This window comes from Sinorhizobium sp. BJ1 (genome assembly GCF_002531555.1).
Lineage (GTDB): Bacteria > Pseudomonadota > Alphaproteobacteria > Rhizobiales > Rhizobiaceae > Sinorhizobium > Sinorhizobium fredii_B.
Window position 1 is genome coordinate 257,441 of sequence record NZ_NWTH01000001.1, and the last position, 16,665, is coordinate 274,105.

The window sequence follows — 16,665 nt, forward strand, 5'->3', positions numbered from 1 at the left end:
CGATCGCGGTAAGTTCCTGCCATTTTGTATGACGTAAGGTGTAGGTCGGCCGCATTATATTGAGCCCACTTCCTTTCCCAAGAAGTGGGCTCTTGTTTTATTTGGAGACTTTGTACCGTTACCGGACAGATTTGCTAATGCGTTCTGTCGCGATGAGGCGGGCTGCGCCAGAATGGCACGTGCAGCGGCTTATGTCCCGGCATTATAGGCGGCGATCGCGGCCAGGTTGACGATGTCGGAGTCCTTGGCCGACATCGAGGCGATCTGCACCGATTTGTCGAGGCCGACGAGCAGCGGGCCGATGACCGTCGAGCCGCCCAGCTCCTGGAGCATTTTGGTAGAGATGGAGGCCGAGTGGAAGGCGGGCATCACCAGCACGTTGGCGGTGCCCGAAAGCCGGCAGAACGGATATTGCTCCATCACCCGGTGATTGAGCGCCACGTCGGCGGCCATCTCGCCGTCATATTCGAAATCGACGCGGCGCCGGTCAAGGATCTTCACGGCCTCGCGCACCCGCTCGGAACGCTCGCCCGACGGATGGCCGAAAGTCGAGTAAGCAAGCATGGCGACGCGCGGCACGTAGCCGAGCCGCTTGGCAAGGCCGGCTGCCTCCTCGGCGATGTCGGCGAGTTCCTCGGCCGAGGGCATGTCGTGCACCGCGGTGTCGGCGACGAGCACGGTGCGCCCCCGGCACAGGGCTATCGATACGCCAATCACCCGGTGGCCGGGCTTCGCGTCGATGCAGCGGCGGACGTCCTCGAGCGCCGTCGAGTAATTGCGCGTGAGGCCGGTCACCATGCCGTCGGCATCGCCGAGCGCGACCATCGAGGCGGCGAAGTGATTACGGTCGTTGTTGATCAGCCGCTGTACGTCGCGGAAGAGATAACCCTTGCGCTGCAGCCGGGCATAAAGGAAGTCGGTATAGGCGCCGACGCGTTTCGACAGGCGCGCATTGACGATCTGGATGCCGGGCCGATCGAGGTCGATGCCCTCCCGCTCGGCGGTTTCGCGCATCTGTTCCTCGCGCCCGAGCAGGATGGCCGTGCCGAGCTGCTGGTTCGCATAGGCAATGGCCGAGCGCATCATCTGCACTTCCTCGCCCTCGGCAAAGACGATGCGCTTCGGCTGGCGGCGGACGCGCTCGTAAATGCGCTGCAGCGTCGAGGCGATCGGATCGCGTCGGGCGGAAAGCTGCTGCCCATAGGCATTGAGATCCGTGATCGGCTTGCGCGCAACGCCGGTTTCCATGGCCGCCTTGGCGACCGCCATCGGGATCGCCGAGATCAGGCGCGGATCGAAGGGCACCGGAATGATGTATTGCGGTCCGAAGCGCGGCCGGTTGCCCTGATAGGCGGCGGCGACGTCGTCCGGAACGTCTTCCTTGGCGAGGCTGGCAAGCGCTTCCGCCGCTGCGATCTTCATCGCGTCGTTGATCGTCGAGGCGCGCACATCGAGGGCGCCGCGGAAGATATAGGGGAAGCCGAGAACATTGTTGACCTGGTTCGGATAGTCGGAGCGGCCAGTCGCGACGATCGCATCGTCGCGGATCTGGGCGACTTCCTCGGGGGTGATTTCCGGGTCCGGGTTGGCCATGGCGAAGATGATCGGCCTCGGCGCCAGGGAGCGCACCATGTCGGGCGACAACGCGCCCTTTGCCGAGAGACCGAAGAACACGTCGGCGCCCTCGACCGCCTCGGCCAGTGTTCGGCGGTCGGTCTTGACCGCATGCGCCGACTTCCACTGGTTCATGCCCTCGGTGCGGCCCTGGTAGATCACCCCCTTTGTGTCGCAGAGGATGATGTTCTCCGGGTTGAAGCCCATCGCCTTGATGAGCTCGATGCAGGCGATGGCGGCAGCACCCGCGCCGTTGCAGACGAGCTTGGTGGTCTTGAAGTCGCGGCCGGTCAGCGCCAGCGCATTGATGAGCCCGGCAGCGGCGATGATCGCCGTACCGTGCTGGTCGTCATGGAACACCGGGATGTCCATGACCTCGCGCAGCCGCTGCTCGATGATGAAGCAGTCCGGTGCCCTGATGTCCTCGAGATTGATGCCGCCGAAGGTGGGGCCGAGGAAGCGGACGCAGTTGATGAATTCGTCGACATTCTCGGTGTCGACTTCGAGGTCGATCGAATCGACGTCGGCAAAGCGCTTGAAGAGCACGGATTTGCCCTCCATCACCGGCTTCGAGGCAAGCGCCCCGAGATTGCCGAGGCCAAGGATCGCCGTTCCGTTCGAAATCACCGCCACCATGTTACCGCGTGCCGTGTAGTCGTAGGCCGTCGCCGGATCCTCGGCGATTGCCTTGACGGGCACGGCGACGCCCGGCGAGTAGGCGAGCGACAGGTCGCGTTGCGTCGCCATCGGCTTGGTGGGCGAGATCTCCAGCTTTCCGGGACGACCTTGGGAGTGGAAGTCGAGCGCCTCCTGGGCGGTGACGCTCGTCATCGTGCGGTCGGACTTGTCGGTAGCCGGCATGTTTCCTCAACCTCCTGTGGGCGACCGTTCCGGTCTGCCGCTTTGTTGTTGTCGTCTATAAATGCTTGCGGATAGTGTGACATCTCTTTTTTTGGAACAATCATGAATTTCATGAGTGACGCATCGAGCCGCACGGGCGACGTCCTTTCCGTGTCCGAACTCGCGAGTGAGGAGAGCCGCTCCACTGCCACGCCGATGATGGAGCAGTTCATCGAGATCAAGGCGAACAATCCGGATTCGCTGCTGTTTTACCGCATGGGCGATTTCTACGAGCTGTTCTTCCAGGATGCTGTGGAGGCCTCCCGCGCGCTCGGCATCACCCTCACCAAGCGCGGCCAGCATCTCGGTCAGGATATCCCGATGTGCGGCGTGCCGGTCCATGCCGCCGACGACTATCTGCAGAAGCTGATCGCGCTCGGCTTCCGGGTCGCCGTCTGCGAGCAGGTGGAGGATCCCGCCGAGGCCAAGAAGCGTGGCAGCAAATCCGTCGTGCGCCGAGACGTCGTGCGGCTGGTGACACCCGGAACGATCACCGAGGACAAGCTGCTGTCGCCCTCGGACTCCAACTATCTGATGGCGCTTGCCCGCATCCGGAGCGGCTCGGAGCCCGCCTATGCGCTTGCTTGGATCGACATCTCGACCGGCATCTTCCGTCTCGCCGAGACGGGCGAGAGCCGCCTGCTGGCCGACATCCTGCGCGTCGAGCCGCGCGAGCTGATCCTGCCGGATACCGTCTTCCACGATCCGGAACTGCGCCCGGTGTTCGACGTGCTCGGCCGCGTGGCGGTACCGCAGCCCGCCGTCCTCTTCGACAGCGCGACCGCCGAGGGCCGGATCGCCCGTTACTACGGCGTCAAGACCCTCGATGGCTTCGGTACTTTCTCGCGCGCCGAACTTGCGGCCGCCTCGGCGGCGATCTCCTATGTCGAGAAGACGCAACTCGCCGAGCGTCCGCCGCTTGGTATTCCCGAGCGGGAGAGCGCCGCCTCGACCCTCTTCATCGACCCGGCAACCCGCGCCAATCTCGAACTCGTCAAGACGCTGTCCGGCGCCCGTGACGGCAGCCTGCTCAGAGCCCTCGACCGGACCGTCACCAGCGGCGGCGCGCGTCTCGTCGCCGAGCGGCTGATGTCGCCGCTGACCGATCCGGAGCGGATCAACCGGCGGCTCGATTCGATCGAGGTCCTGCTCGACCAGCCAAGCTTCGCCATGGATGTCCGCGACACCTTGCGGCGCGCGCCGGACATGCCGCGCGCCCTGTCCAGGCTCGCACTCGGCCGCGGCGGGCCGCGGGACCTCGGCGCCATCCAGGCCGGGCTCCGGGCGGCGGCGGCGACCTCGACGCTGCTTTCGGGCGCTCGGTTATCGGCGGAGCTTGCCGAGGCGCAGGCCGCGATCGCCGCGCTGCCGGCATCCCTGTTGGCACGTCTCGATTCGACGCTTGCCGAAGACCTGCCGCTCCTGAAGCGCGACGGCGGCTTCCTTCGCGAAGCGGCGAGCGGCGAGCTCGACGAGGTTCGGGCGCTGCGCGACCAGTCGCGCCGCGTCATCGCCGGACTGCAGCTTCAATATTGCGAAGAGACCGGCATCAAGTCGCTGAAGATCAAGCACAACAATGTGCTCGGCTATTTTATCGAAGTCACCGCCGGCAATGCCGGGGCGATGACCGACACGGATGCCGGGCGCGCCCGCTTCATCCATCGCCAGACCATGGCGAGCGCCATGCGCTTCACCACAACGGAACTCGCCGAGCTCGAAACGAAGATCGCCAATGCCGCCGACCGGGCGCTGGCGATCGAGCTCGAGGCGTTCGAGGCGATGACGCGCGAGGTCGTCGCCCATGCCGAGGCGATCAAGGCGGCGGCGCTGGCGCTCGCGACGCTCGACGTCTCGGCGGGACTTGCCGTCCTGGCGGAAGAGCAGAACTATGCGCGGCCCGTCGTCGATCACTCGCGGATGTTCTTGATCGACGGCGGACGCCACCCGGTCGTCGAGCAGGCGCTGAGGCGCCAGGCGGGCAATCCTTTCGTCGCCAATGGCTGCGACCTGTCGCCAACGGACGGTCCTGAGGCCGGCGCCATATGGCTGCTCACCGGCCCGAACATGGGCGGCAAGTCGACCTTCCTGCGCCAGAACGCGCTGATCGCCATCATGGCGCAGATGGGTTCCTTCGTGCCCGCCAACGCCGCCCATATCGGTATCGTCGACCGGCTCTTCTCGCGCGTCGGCGCCTCGGACGACCTCGCCCGCGGCCGTTCTACCTTCATGGTCGAAATGGTCGAGACGGCGGCGATCCTCAATCAGGCAAGCGACCGATCGCTGGTGATCCTCGACGAGATCGGCCGCGGCACCGCGACCTTCGACGGTCTGTCGATCGCCTGGGCGGCGGTCGAGCATCTGCACGAGGTCAATCGCTGCCGAGGTCTCTTCGCCACCCATTTTCACGAATTGACCGTGCTTTCCGAGAAGCTCGGACGCCTGTCGAACGCCACCATGCGGGTCAAGGAGTGGGACGGCGACGTGATCTTCCTGCACGAGGTCGGCCCTGGCGCTGCCGACCGTTCCTATGGCATCCAGGTCGCCCGGCTTGCCGGCTTGCCCGCGTCGGTCGTCGCGCGGGCGAGGGACGTGCTTGCCAAGCTCGAAGATGCCGACCGCAAGAACCCGGCAAGCCAGCTCATCGACGACCTGCCGCTCTTCCAGGTCGCGGTTCGGCGTGAGGAAGCGGCAAGGGTTTCCGGCCCCTCCAAGGTCGAAGAGGCGCTGAGGGCGATCAATCCCGACGACATGACGCCGCGCGAGGCGCTCGATGCGCTCTACGCCTTAAAAAAGGACCTCGCCGGCCGCTGACTTGGCGCGCGCCTCGTGTCTTGTAATGCACCGTTTTTCCCTGTCAATCGACAGGCAAAAAGGCTATACAGCGCCGCGTGCCTTTTCATGGGGGCACGCGGTAGTGCTTGAAATGCTGCATGATTCCGGCCCTACAGCGCCGCGCGTCTATCTGACGCGCAAAGATCGCTGTAGCACTTCGAATGTTGCATGTTTTCATCCTTAAATCGGCTACGATTTAAGGAGACATGCGGTAGACAGAAGCCGATCCGAATGACATGCAGGATCGCTTGCACCTGCAGCGAACCATACGATCAGTCGGACAGGACGCCTCCCGGCACTATATGGCCAGACACGAAACTTCCTTTCTCGAAATTCTCGACGTCGCCGCACTGCGGGCGAAGTGCGGCTTCATTGCTTCGGCCCATGCCGAGCAACGCGAACCGATGCGCCGTGCCTTGCTTGCCGCCTTCAAGGAGGCGAACAATGCAGGCCGAGCCAAGGCCCGCGAACTGCTGGCCGCCGACGGCGCGGGGATCAAATGCGCCGAGCGCATTTCCTGGCTGCAGGACCAGCTCATCACCGTGCTGCACGATTTCGTGTTGAACGAGGTGTTCGACGCCGCCCATGCGCCGCCGGCAACCCGGCTTGCCGTGACGGCTGTCGGCGGCTACGGCCGCGGCACGCTAGCGCCGGGCTCGGATATCGACCTGCTCTTCCTGCTGCCCTCCAAGAAGGCGGTCTGGGCGGAACCCGCCATCGAGTTCATGCTCTATGTCCTATGGGACCTTGGCTTCAAGGTCGGCCATGCGACGCGGACCATCGACGAATGCATCCGCCTATCGCGCGCCGACATGACGATCCGCACGGCGATCCTCGAATGCCGCTACATTTGCGGCTCCGAGGCCCTGGCGGGTGAACTCGAACAGCGCTTCGACCATGAGATCGTCCGCAACACCGGCCCCGAATTCATCGCCGCGAAGCTTGCCGAACGGGACGGGCGCCACCGTAAGGCGGGCGACACCCGCTACCTCGTCGAGCCGAACGTCAAGGAAGGCAAGGGTGGCCTGCGCGACCTGCACACGCTGTTCTGGATCGCCAAGTATTTCTACCGGGTCAAGGATCCGGCCGACCTCGTCAAGCTCGGCGTCCTGTCGCGGCAGGAATACAAGCTTTTCCAGAAATCGGATGATTTCCTCTGGGCGGTACGCTGCCACATGCATTTTCTGACCGGAAAGGCAGAGGAGCGGCTGTCCTTCGACATCCAGCGCGAGATTGCCGAAGCGCTCGGCTATCACGACCATCCGGGCCTCTCGGCGGTCGAACGCTTCATGAAGCACTACTTCCTCGTCGCGAAGGACGTCGGCGATCTCACCCGCATCTTCTGCGCGGCGCTTGAAGACCAGCAGGCGAAGGATACGCCGGGGATTTCGGGCGTCTTCAGCCGCTTCAGGCACCGCACGCGCAAGATTGCCGGCACGCTCGACTTCGTCGACGATGGCGGCCGCATCGCGCTCGCGAGCCCGGAGGTCTTCAAGCGCGATCCGGTCAACCTGCTGCGCCTGTTCCACATCGCCGATATTCACGGCCTGGAATTCCACCCGGCCGCGCTCAAGCAGGTGACGCGCTCGCTCAGCCTGATCACTCCGCATTTGCGCGAAAACGACGAGGCCAACCGGCTCTTTCTGTCGATCCTGACCTCTCGGCGCAATCCGGAACTGATCCTGAGGCGCATGAACGAGTCGGGCGTGCTCGGCCGCTTTATTCCGGATTTCGGCAAGATCGTCTCGATGATGCAGTTCAACATGTATCACCACTACACGGTGGACGAGCATCTCCTGCGCACCGTCGACGTTCTCTCGCGGATCGATCGCGGCCTCGAGGAGGAGGCGCACCCGCTGACGGCGATGCTCATGCCCAGTATCGAAGACCGCGAAGCACTCTACGTTGCCGTGCTGCTGCACGACATCGCCAAGGGTCGCCCAGAGGATCATTCGGTGGCCGGCGCCAAGGTGGCCCGCAAGCTCTGCCCGCGCCTCGGCCTGTCACCGAAGCAGACGGAAACCGTGGTCTGGTTGGTCGAGGAACACCTGACCATGTCCATGGTCGCCCAGACCCGCGACCTCAACGACCGAAAGACTATCCTCGACTTCGCCGAACGGGTGCAATCGCTCGATCGCCTGAAGATGCTGCTCATCATGACCGTTTGCGACATCCGGGCCGTCGGCCCCGGTGTCTGGAACGGCTGGAAAGGGCAGTTGCTGCGCACGCTCTACTATGAGACGGAACTGCTTCTTTCCGGCGGCTTCTCGGAACTGTCGCGCAAGGAACGGGCAAAGCACGCCGCGCTCATACTCGGCGACGCACTCAAGGATTGGCCGAAGAAGGAGCGCGACGCCTATGTCCGGCTCCATTATCAGCCCTATCTCCTCACCGTGGCAGTCGAGGATCAGGTGCGACACGCCGAGTTCATCCGCGAGGCGGACCGCGCCGGCAAGACTCTGGCGACGATGGTGCGCACCCATCACTTCCACGCCATCACTGAAATCACCGTGCTTTCGCCGGACCATCCGCGCCTGCTGACGGTCATCGCCGGCGCCTGCGCAGCCGCGGGCGCCAACATCGTCGATGCGCAGATTCATACGACCGCGGACGGGCGGGCGCTCGATACGATCCTCGTCAACCGCGAGTTTTCGGTCGACGAGGACGAGACGCGGCGGGCGGCGAGCATCGGCAAACTGATCGAGGACGTGCTCTCCGGCCGCAAGCGCCTGCCGGAGGTGATCGCCAGCCGCACCCGGGCGAGGAAGCGCAGCAAGGCCTTCACCGTGACGCCGGAGGTGACGATCAGCAACACGCTGTCGAACAAGTTCACTGTCATCGAGGTCGAGGGCCTCGACCGGACCGGCTTGCTTTCGGAGGTGACGGCGGTGCTCTCCGACCTTTCGCTCGATATCGCCTCGGCCCATATCACCACGTTCGGCGAGAAGGTCATCGACACCTTTTATGTGACCGACCTGGTGGGCGCGAAGATCACCAACGAGAACCGGCAGGCCAATATTGCCGCGCGCTTGAAGGCGGTGCTCGCCGGCGAGGTCGACGAGGCGCGCGAGCGCATGCCATCCGGCATCATCGCGCCGGCCCATCCGCCGCGGATCTCGAACGCGTCCAAAACGACAAAAGCCGAAACATGAGCCTAGTCAAGAAATTCGCAACCGTCGGGGGCGCGACGCTCGGAAGTCGCGTTTTCGGCTTCGTGCGCGAGACCTTCATGGCGGCCGCACTCGGCACCGGACCGGTCGCCGACGCTTTCAACACCGCCTTCCGGCTGCCGAATACCTTCCGCCGGCTTTTCGCCGAAGGAGCGTTCAACGCGGCCTTCGTGCCGCTCTTTGCCAAGGAGATCGAAGCGCGCGGCATGGAGGGCGCCCGCCGCTTTTCCGAAGAAGTCTTTGGTGTGCTTTTCACCGTTCTTCTTCTCCTGACGATCGCGATGGAACTCGCGATGCCGTTTATCGTGCGCGAGCTGATCGCCCCCGGTTTCGCCGACGACCCGGCGAAATTCGCGAGCACTGTCACCTTCGCGACGATTATGTTCCCTTATCTCGCCTGCATGTCGCTGGCGGCGATGATGGCGGGCATGCTCAATTCGCTGCATCGCTATTTCGCCGCCGCCATCGCCCCGGTGTTCCTGAACTTCATCCTGATCGGGGTACTTGTTTATGCATGGTACATCGGCCAGGACGCGGTTGCCGTCGGCTACGGCCTTTCCTGGGGTGTCATGGCCGCCGGTCTCGTTCAACTGGCGATCGTCTGGATCGCCGTCCGCAACGCCGGGATACGGATCGGCTTTCGCCGCCCGCGGTTGACCGCCAATGTCACGCGCCTGCTCGTCCTGGCGCTGCCGGCGGCGATCACCGGCGGCATTACCCAGATCAACCTGTTGATCAACACCAACATCGCCTCGGCCAAGGAGGGGGCGGTCTCCTCGCTCGTCTATGCGGACCGTATCTACCAGCTTCCGCTCGGCGTCGTCGGAATCGCAGTCGCGACGGTACTCTTGCCGGAGTTGGCGCGCGCGCTTCGTGCCGGCAATCTCAGCGAGGCGTCGAACCTCCAGAACCGTTCCGTCGAATTCACCCTGTTCCTGACCCTGCCGGCCGCCGCCGCGCTGCTCGTCATGTCCGAGCCGATCGTCAGGCTCCTCTTCGAACGCGGCAAGTTCTCGCCCGAAGCGACCGTCGTCGTCGGGCATATCCTGGCGATCTACGGTCTCGGCCTGCCGGCCTTCGTGCTGATCAAGGCCTTCATTCCAGGCTTCTTCGCGCGCGAGGATACCCGCACGCCGATGATCTTCGCGGCGATCTCCGTGGCGGTGAACGTCTCGCTGGCACTGACGCTGTTTCCGTCGCTGGCCGCAAGCGGCATCGCCACAGCCGAGGTCGTTGCCGGCTGGGTGAATGCGCTCCTCCTCTTCGCGACGCTCGCCTGGCGCGGGCACTGGGGCCGCGACATTCCGCTGCTGACCCGCATTCCGCGTCTCGTGGTCGCCGCCGGGATCATGGCGGCCGCGCTCCACTATGCCATCCAGTGGCTGGCCTTCCCGCTTTCTTCCGCCGCGCCGGTTCTGACTCAAGCCGCGACCGTCTGCGGCCTGATGGCAGCTGCGATGATGATCTATTTCGCCGCTGCCTTCGGGCTCGGCGGCGCCAGTCTGGGGATGATCCGCCGCAGTTTGAAACGCAAGGCGGTAAGCGCGGCTGAATCGCCTGCCGGCGAAGGGGCAGATACGCCATGAGGCAGTTCATTGCCCGTGTCGCCATTCTCGTCCCGGACTATGACGAGGGTATCGCCTTCTATTGCGGCCGATTGGGCTTCGACCTGATCGAGGACACCGATCTCGGCAGCGGCAAGCGCTGGGTGCTGGTGCGGCCGCCGGGCGCGACCGAAACGGCGCTGATCATCGCCAAGGCCGATGGGTGAACGCCAGCGGGCGGCCATCGGCAACCAGACCGGCGGGCGCGTCGGCTTCTTTCTCTTCACCGATGATTTCGCCCGCGACCACGCCGCCATGCTCGCGGTCGGCGTCGAATTCGTCGAGACGCCGCGCCATGAAGCCTACGGAACCGTGGCCGTCTTCGCCGATCCGTTCGGCAATCGCTGGGACCTCCTGCAACCCGCCTGACCGCTGCGTGCCTCTTGATTGCATTTGGCCCGCCGTGCATAAGCGCGGCGATATCAATTGGTGGGCCCTCCACAAGCCCGATGGGGACGACATGAACGAATTCAAGCCGCTCGTATTTTCCGGCGTTCAACCGACCGGCAATCTGCATCTCGGCAACTATCTCGGCGCGATCCGCAAGTTCGTCGCCCTGCAGGAGAACAACGACTGCATCTATTGCGTCGTCGATCTCCACTCGATCACCGCCCAGCTCGTGCACGAGGACCTGCCGGGCCAGATACGCTCGATCGCCGCGGCCTTCGTCGCCTCCGGCATCGATCCGGACAAGCACATCGTCTTCAACCAGTCGGCCGTGCCGCAGCATGCGGAGCTGGCCTGGATCTTCAATTGCGTCGCCCGCATCGGCTGGATGAACCGGATGACGCAGTTCAAGGACAAGGCCGGCAAGGACCGCGAAAACGCCTCCCTTGGCCTGCTTGCCTATCCGAGTCTGATGGCGGCCGACATCCTCGTCTACCGCGCCACCCATGTCCCGGTCGGCGATGACCAGAAGCAGCATCTCGAACTCACCCGCGACATCGCTCAGAAATTCAATATCGACTTCATGGAGCACATCCGGCGCGGCGGCTACGGCGTCGATATCGTCGTCGGCGAAGAACCGATCCATGCCTATTTCCCGCCGGTGGAGCCGTTGATCGGCGGACCGGCGCCGCGCGTCATGTCGCTGCGTGACGGCACGAAGAAGATGTCGAAGTCCGATCCGTCCGACCTGTCCCGCATCAATCTGATGGACGATCAGGAGACGATCGCCAAGAAGATCCGCAAGGCCAAGACCGATCCTGATGCGCTGCCGAGCGAAGTTGAGGGGCTGAAGGGCCGCCCGGAGGCGGAAAACCTCGTCGGCATCTATGCGGCCCTTTCCGACCGGTCGAAGGACGAGATCCTCGCCGAGTTCGGCGGCCAGCAATTCTCGGTCTTCAAGCCGGCCCTCATCGATCTCGCCGTCGACGTTCTGTCGCCGATCACCGGCGATATGCGCCGCCTGATGGACGATACGGCGCATATCGACGCGATCCTGCGCGATGGCGGGGAGCGTGCGCGGGCGAGGGCGGAAAAGACCATGCGCGAGGTTCGCGAGATCATCGGCTTTTTGCAGTAATCCGCCGAAATGAGACCTTGCGGGACGCGTGCGGCGATGTAATGTTCGCCGCATGGTTTCCACCCGACTCTCACGACTGGAAGGTCATCGCCGCAAGTTCATGGCGGTGATCGATGACACGCCCGAATGCGGTCGTGCCGTGCATTATGCAGGCCTGCGCGCGAAGAACTCCAATGGCGGTCTCGTGCTGCTCTACGTGATCGCCGACGGCGACTTCCAGCAGTGGCTGGGGGTGGAGGAGATTATGCGGGCGGAGGCGCGCGAAGAGGCCGAGGCGACCCTCGCCAAGATCGCCCAGACGGTTCGCGAAAGGATCGGCATCGAGCCTGAGATCGTCATTCGCGAAGGCATCGCCACGGAACAGATCTACGCCCTGATCGAGGAAGACCGGGATATCGCCATCCTCGTGCTTGCGGCTGGATCGGCGAAGGAAGGTCCCGGCCCGCTGGTGTCGTCGATCGCGGGGAAGGCAGCGGCCTTTCCCATCCCCGTCACGGTCATCCCCGATCTTCTGACGGACGAGGAGATCGACGCGCTGACCTGACCCTGTGGCAGAACGCGCCCTTGCGGGGTCGAAACGTTGCCCCTATATTCTTTTGAACTATTCTAAAGAGCCGGTTGGGAAGCGCTCCCGGCGCAACGGAGAGAATCATGTTCATCCAGACCGAAGCCACGCCGAATCCGGCCACTTTGAAATTCCTGCCGGGCAAGGTGGTCATGGAGAGCGGTACGGCCGAATTCCGAAGCGAAGACGAGGCGCGCGCCGGTTCGCCGCTCGCGGTACGGCTCTTTTCGATTCCCGGCGTCAGCGGCGTCTATTTCGGCTACGATTTCATCACGGTCAGCAAGGAAGGCCAGGAATGGCAGCACCTGAAGCCCGCGATCCTTGGCTCGATCATGGAACACTTCATGTCCGGCCAGCCGATCATGTCGGGCGCGAGCCGCGCCGAAGAGACCGACCAGGAAGGCGAATTCTTTGACGAGGGCGACGAGGCGATCGTCGCGACGATCAAGGAGCTGCTCGACACGCGGGTACGGCCGGCCGTCGCCCAGGATGGCGGCGACATCACCTTCCGGGGTTTCAAGGACGGCACCGTGTTCCTGAACATGAAGGGGGCGTGCTCCGGTTGCCCGTCCTCGACCGCGACGCTTCGGCACGGCGTGCAGAATTTGCTGCGCCATTTCGTGCCCGAGGTCCAGTCGGTCGAATCGGTCTGATCGAAACCGGCCGGGTAAGTTGTGTGTAGCGGTGCCGCTTGCGGGCCGCTCCCGCGGACTCGGAGTTGTAGCGATTTCAGGCTGATTGAGGCCCTCAAGATTTCGGAATACCGTCGGAAGGCGAAGCTGCCGGCTCAGGTGAGTCGCGGCTCGCAGACGGAAGAGCGTCTTCGCAGGCCGGAGAAGCAGCGCAGGGAGGTCATGGCGGCTCACAATGCTGGTTCTTGCCATCGATACATCGGGCAGCGGTTGCGCCGCAGCAGTCTATGACGGTGCGGCGGGCGAGGTCCTCGCGCGCGCCGGTGCCGATATAGGTCGCGGGCATGCCGAGCGACTGATGGAGTTTGTCGATGAGGCGTTGCTCGCCTCCGACAGGCAGCTTGCGGAGATCGACCGCATCGCCGTGACCATCGGACCGGGGTCGTTTACCGGCATTCGCGTCGGCGTCGCGGCGGCGCGCGGCCTGGCGCTTGCCCTCGGGAAGCCGGCCGTCGGGGTTACCACGCTTCAGGTTGTTGCCGAGAACGCCAGGGAGAAGCAGCCGGGGCGGCCGGTGCTCGCGGCCATCGACGCGAAACGCGGCGAGGTCTATGTCCAATCCTTTACAGCGCTCGGCGAGGCGGAAGGCGAAGCTGAAATTCTCCCGCTCGCCGAAGCGCGCGATCGGGTTTCCGGGTTCACCGGCGTCATTTGCGGCTCCGGCGCACCGCTTGTCGCCTCGGCCGAGCGGGCCGGCGGGCCGGACGAGATCGACGTCGCTTTCGTCGGCCGGCTGGGTGCTGCGGCCGATCCAGCCTCGGCCAAGCCGAAACCGCTCTATTTGCGCGGCCCCGATGCAAAGCCTCAAGCAGGTTTCGCAGTCACGAGGGCGACAGCGGGATAGACCCGTTCAGTCAATCGAAACAGCGGGCCGGCGACTACGATGAGGAGGCGCGGCACCATCGAGCCGGATGCGTAGGACCGAAATGAGCTTCACAGACTATTTCACGCGTCGCACTGAATTCGACATCTTCCCGCTTGAGGAGGCGGACCTCATGGCGGCGGCAACTCTGCACGGCCAGCGTTTCGCTGCGCCGTGGAGCGACGGCGAAATCCACGCACTCCTGCTGCAAGACACGGTTTTCGGCTTCGCCGCCCGCCAGACGAATGGGACGTTTCGCCCGGCCTTCGGAGGCTTCGTGCTGTCGCGTGCCACCGCGGGCGAGGCCGAAATCCTCACGATCGGCGTCGATTCGCGCTTCGCCCGCTCCGGTCTCGGCTGGCGGCTGATGCAGGCGGTGATGCGCGAGGCGTTCGTCAAGGGCGCCGAGACGCTGTTCCTCGAAGTCGACGAGACGAACCTGGCCGCGATCGGTCTCTACGGCAAGCTTGGCTTCGCGAAGGTCGGCGAGCGCAAGGCCTACTATCAGGGGACGGCCGGGGCGCGCACCGCCGCGCTTGTCATGCGGCTCGATCTCCGCTAGTCCCATCCGAGTGGTGGGATCAGAAAGTCTTTCCGGATGATCAACTGGATACGCGTCGCGCTCTACGCCATCCTGCTCGCCATTGTTTCTCTCCTGTTGATGCCGGTCCAACTCGCCTGCCTTTGGTTGGATCTGAAGCCACGCAGGTTCCTGCCGCGATTTTGGCATCGCACCGCCTGCCGCCTGCTCGGCATGCGGGTTCGGGTCCACGGAGAGTTGGATCGGCGGCGGCCGCTGCTCATCAGCGCCAATCACGTCTCCTGGAAGGACATACTGGTCCTGTCGTCGATTGCCGATGTCGTGTTCGTCGCCAAGTCGGACGTCAAGGATTGGCCCGTCTTCGGTCTCCTCGCCCGGCTGCAGGCTTCCGTCTTCATCGAGCGCCAACAGAAGCGCACGACCGGCGATCAGGTGAGCGAGATCGGCCGGCGGCTCGCCGACCGCGAGGTCGTCGTTCTCTTTCCGGAGGGTACGACCTCGGATGGTAATCGCCTGCTCGAGATCAAGACGTCACTGTTCGGCGCCGCCGCCTCGGCCGTGCCGCAGTCGCCGACGGGTGTCGTGCACGTCCAGCCGGTGGCGATTTCCTATACGGGCATCCACGGCATGCCCATGGGCCGCTACTACCGGCCGATCGCGGCATGGCCGGGCGACATCGGGCTGCTGCCGCATCTCGTCGGCGTGCTCAGGGAAGGGGCGCTCGATGTGGAGGTCGATTTCGGCGAAGCGGTGGACTACGACCACCGTTCCAACCGCAAGGAAGTCAGCCGGACTATCGAACAGCGGATTCGCAGCATGTTGTCGGACCGGCTGCGCGGGCGGGCTCCGGCGCGCGAGAAGACCGCTGCCTAGTTGAAGCGCGAGGCGCCTGCCGCCTTCGGCGCCGCGTCCAAAAATGCTTCAATTTTGGGCCGCTTTGCACTAAAGAACCCGCATGACCCAGGAAACCGCTCTTCTGCCGAAATCGCCTGTCGCGGGCGACGAACACGTTCCGGCGCGCAAGGTCTTCGTCAAGACCTATGGATGCCAGATGAACGTCTATGATTCCGATCGCATGTCCGACGCCCTGTCGCGGGACGGCTATGTTGCGACGGACGTGCTGGAAGATGCCGACTTTGTCCTGCTCAACACCTGTCATATCCGCGAGAAGGCAGCCGAAAAGGTTTATTCCGAATTGGGCCGCCTGCGCGAATTGAAGAAGACGAAGGCGAGCGAGGGCCGCGAAATGGTAATCGGCGTCGCCGGCTGCGTCGCCCAGGCCGAGGGCAACGAAATCTTGCGCCGCGCGCCGGCGGTCGATCTCGTCATCGGCCCGCAAACCTATCACCGGCTGCCCGAGGCGTTGAAGCGGGCAAGGAGCGGCGAGCGCGTCGTCGAGACGGACTACGCCATAGAGGACAAATTCGAACACCTGCCGGCGCCGGACAAGGCCAAGACCCGTGCCCGTGGCGTCACCGCCTTCCTCACCGTGCAGGAGGGATGCGACAAGTTCTGCACCTTCTGCGTGGTGCCCTACACCCGTGGCGCAGAGGTCTCGCGGCCGGTGGCGCAGATCATCGCCGAAGCGGAAAAGCTGGTCGACGGCGGCGTGCGCGAGATCACGCTGCTCGGCCAGAACGTCAATGCCTGGCACGGAACCGGGCCGGACGGCCGCGATTGGGGCCTCGGGGATCTGTTGTGGCGTCTCGGCGAGATCGACGGACTGGCGCGGCTACGCTACACCACCAGCCATCCGCGCGATATGGATGAGAGCCTGATCGAGGCACACCGATCGATGGCCAAGCTGATGCCCTATCTGCATCTGCCGGTCCAATCCGGGTCCGACCGCATCCTGAAGGCGATGAACCGGCGCCATACGGCGGCCGAGTATCTCGCCCTTGTCGAGCGGATCCGGGCCATCCAACCCGATCTGGCGCTCTCCGGCGATTTCATCGTCGGCTTCCCCGGCGAGACCGAGGAGGATTTCGAGGACACGATGCGCCTCGTCGAGGCGGTGGGTTATGCACAGGCATTCTCTTTCAAATACTCGAGCCGTCCCGGCACGCCGGGGGCCGATCTCACGGACCAGGTTGCCGAAGAGGTGAAGGCCAAGCGTCTGGAAAGATTGCAAAGTTTGCTCGTCACCCAGCAGCGCGACTTCGCCGCCGCCTGTGTCGGGAGGGAGATCGACCTGCTTCTGGAAAAGCACGGCCGCATGCCGGGCCAGCTGGTCGGCCGCTCGCCCTGGCTGCAGCCGGTGAATGTTGATGCAAAACGATCGCAAATCGGTGACATTATCAAGGTACGAATCACCAAGGCCGGCCCGAACAGCCTGTTCGCCGAGGTGATCGAATAGGCAG

11 protein-coding genes and 1 pseudogene are annotated in these 16,665 nt (G+C 64.3%); 11 read left to right on the forward strand and 1 reads right to left on the reverse strand.

The features are described from left to right. Nucleotides 1–189: 189 nt before the first annotated feature. A complete protein-coding gene (locus tag CO676_RS01325) occupies nt 190–2,475 on the reverse strand; it encodes an NADP-dependent malic enzyme (protein ID WP_097519400.1) in 2,286 nt (761 codons plus the stop codon). Between the two features lie 102 nt (nt 2,476–2,577). Here CO676_RS01325 and mutS point away from each other — a divergent pair, with 102 nt between their 5' ends. From mutS to miaB, 11 genes and pseudogenes are all read left to right on the forward strand, one after another. After that, entirely contained in the window at nt 2,578–5,325 is a 2,748-nt protein-coding gene (mutS, locus tag CO676_RS01330) for a DNA mismatch repair protein MutS (protein WP_097519401.1), read from the forward strand. Between the two features lie 323 nt (nt 5,326–5,648). Continuing rightward, nucleotides 5,649–8,498, forward strand: a complete 2,850-nt coding sequence (locus tag CO676_RS01335) for a [protein-PII] uridylyltransferase (RefSeq protein WP_086018034.1) — start codon at nt 5,649–5,651, stop codon at nt 8,496–8,498. Next, nucleotides 8,495–10,102 (forward strand): murein biosynthesis integral membrane protein MurJ, encoded by a 1,608-nt coding sequence (gene murJ, locus CO676_RS01340; protein WP_097519402.1) that lies wholly within the window; start codon nt 8,495–8,497, stop codon nt 10,100–10,102. Before CO676_RS01335 ends, murJ begins: the two co-directional genes overlap by 4 nt. Then, nucleotides 10,099–10,489 (forward strand): annotated as a pseudogene (locus CO676_RS01345) (VOC family protein). The gene murJ and the pseudogene CO676_RS01345 overlap by 4 nt, the downstream one beginning before the upstream one ends. 91 nt (nt 10,490–10,580) lie before the next feature. After that, complete coding sequence (trpS, locus tag CO676_RS01350; RefSeq protein WP_097519534.1) at nt 10,581–11,645, forward strand: tryptophan--tRNA ligase; 1,065 nt, start codon at nt 10,581–10,583, stop codon at nt 11,643–11,645. A gap of 52 nt (nt 11,646–11,697) precedes the next feature. Continuing rightward, nucleotides 11,698–12,189 carry a universal stress protein gene (locus CO676_RS01355; protein WP_014760842.1) on the forward strand — a complete coding sequence of 164 codons (492 nt, stop codon included), beginning with the start codon at nt 11,698–11,700 and terminating at the stop codon, nt 12,187–12,189. A 107-nt stretch (nt 12,190–12,296) separates the two neighbouring features. Continuing rightward, complete coding sequence (locus tag CO676_RS01360; protein ID WP_014760843.1) at nt 12,297–12,863, forward strand: NifU family protein; 567 nt, start codon at nt 12,297–12,299, stop codon at nt 12,861–12,863. 214 nt (nt 12,864–13,077) lie between these two features. Further along, nucleotides 13,078–13,746 (forward strand): tRNA (adenosine(37)-N6)-threonylcarbamoyltransferase complex dimerization subunit type 1 TsaB, encoded by a 669-nt coding sequence (gene tsaB / locus CO676_RS01365; RefSeq protein ID WP_014760844.1) that lies wholly within the window; start codon nt 13,078–13,080, stop codon nt 13,744–13,746. An 82-nt stretch (nt 13,747–13,828) separates the two neighbouring features. Then, nucleotides 13,829–14,326, forward strand: a complete 498-nt coding sequence (locus tag CO676_RS01370) for an N-acetyltransferase (protein ID WP_014760845.1) — start codon at nt 13,829–13,831, stop codon at nt 14,324–14,326. A gap of 36 nt (nt 14,327–14,362) precedes the next feature. Continuing rightward, the gene (locus CO676_RS01375) at nt 14,363–15,178 is read left to right on the forward strand and encodes a 1-acyl-sn-glycerol-3-phosphate acyltransferase (RefSeq protein WP_014760846.1); all 816 of its coding nucleotides are present in this window, start codon (nt 14,363–14,365) and stop codon (nt 15,176–15,178) included. A gap of 82 nt (nt 15,179–15,260) precedes the next feature. After that, nucleotides 15,261–16,661, forward strand: coding sequence for a tRNA (N6-isopentenyl adenosine(37)-C2)-methylthiotransferase MiaB (miaB, locus tag CO676_RS01380; protein WP_097519403.1), 1,401 nt, complete (start codon nt 15,261–15,263; stop codon nt 16,659–16,661). The last annotated feature ends 4 nt before the right edge of the window (nt 16,662–16,665 follow it).